Source organism: bacterium (genome assembly GCA_024228115.1).
Classification (GTDB): domain Bacteria; phylum Myxococcota_A; class UBA9160; order UBA9160; family UBA6930.
This window is the reverse complement of the sequence record JAAETT010000350.1, coordinates 1-1,374: the sequence shown is the minus strand read 5'-3', so window position 1 is coordinate 1,374 and position 1,374 is coordinate 1. Positions and strand designations below refer to the sequence as shown.

General features: G+C 58.2%; 2 protein-coding genes. Both read right to left on the bottom strand.

Going from position 1 to position 1,374, the window contains the following annotated elements:
- On the bottom strand, window positions 1-140 hold a 140-nt coding region (locus GY937_15355; protein ID MCP5058082.1), incomplete at its 3' end, for a hypothetical protein.
- Window positions 141-747: 607 nt separating this feature from the next.
- The coding region (locus GY937_15350; protein ID MCP5058081.1) for an RHS repeat-associated core domain-containing protein at window positions 748-1,374 on the bottom strand (627 nt) is incomplete at its 5' end.

The following is a 1,374-nucleotide window of genomic DNA, read 5'->3' as shown; positions in this document are numbered from 1 at the left end:
TTCCGGGCGATGCAGAGAAACTGCAGGCAATTCTCCTCGAACGTGATGCCGAAATCGAGAAGCGCGACGCCGCGATCACGGAACGCGACATCGAAATCCGCCAGCTCCGCGAGTACGTCCGCCTCCTGAAGAGCCAGCAATCCGTCAGCGTCAATCGCCGCGCCGCACGCCGAAACCGTGGAAAGCCAGGTTCTCAGCCAACTTTCGTGCATAGTTCAGGTTAGAGCCTATCCCAAAACCGCAATCGCACACACCCGTGACGGTTCGGGGGTACAGGGTGAAGCTGGTGAGGCTGTGGACAAGTCAAAGGAAGCCGTGGCCAAGGTCATCGCCTCAGCGATTCGGAGGAGAAAACGGGCGATTGGCTAGGGGGTTCTCCTCCCGCCTTTGGGTGGGGCCCGTTTCATCTCTCTAGGTATTTCTTCTTTATCAGATCGAGTTTCAACCCGACGAAAAGCCAGACGGAGGCCCACAACACCCCCAATACCCCGTATGGACCGACCACCACTTTCTCGACGAACCAATGGTCTCGCCCGAACGCCCCCACGCATATCAGAGTGAGAAAAACAACCATCCAACCGACTGCAAGAACTACATCCGAGCGGGACAGAACAACGTGAAGAGGGTTCGGTTGCCGATTCATCTCACAGCCCTTCTTATTGACACTGACCACCCGGGGGTTCGGGTGGATTCAAGTAGTCGAACGCTAAGTCACCTAGCGTGGTCCCTGTCAACTGGTTGAATAGGCTATTCAAGCCCATGCCAAAGGAGAAGCCACCCACGGCGGCGACCGCTACTGCTCCGATTGGGCTGCCCTGCGCCGCGAGCGCTCCCGCCAGAGCTTTCCCTGAAAGTCCACCGCCGAGCTGGATTGCTGTATTCGCTGCTTGAAGGTTTGGCGAAAGCGATGGACCCACCCCGAAGGCGCTGGCCACAGCTGACGCCCCCCCCTCCGAACGTGCCGGCCACGGCTCCCGCTCCGCCAGCATTCGTGGCACCTATGAATGGAGTCAGAACCAGTCGGACCACGAATCCAATAAACAAGCCACTCGGGTCAGCCAGGTTCACGGGATCGTTATGCGAATATCGAAAAACGTTCGACCCATCGAGCTGCCCGATCGGATCCGCGTTGATGTACCGACCAGTCGCAGGATCGAAATACCTGAACCTGTTGTAATGTAACCGGCCATACGACCTTCGTCGTAGCGGAAGGCGATTTCTCGAGTGCCTTCGAGGCTTTAGCGCGAGATTTCCCTGGTGCACTCGGAGCATTTCCGAATAAATTCCTAGACGCGGTTTTTCAGATCGCACGCGGGGCGTAGTCGCATCCGCGCGCACCTCGGCAGCGTAGCAAGCGAGACCTTCGGGGCCGGC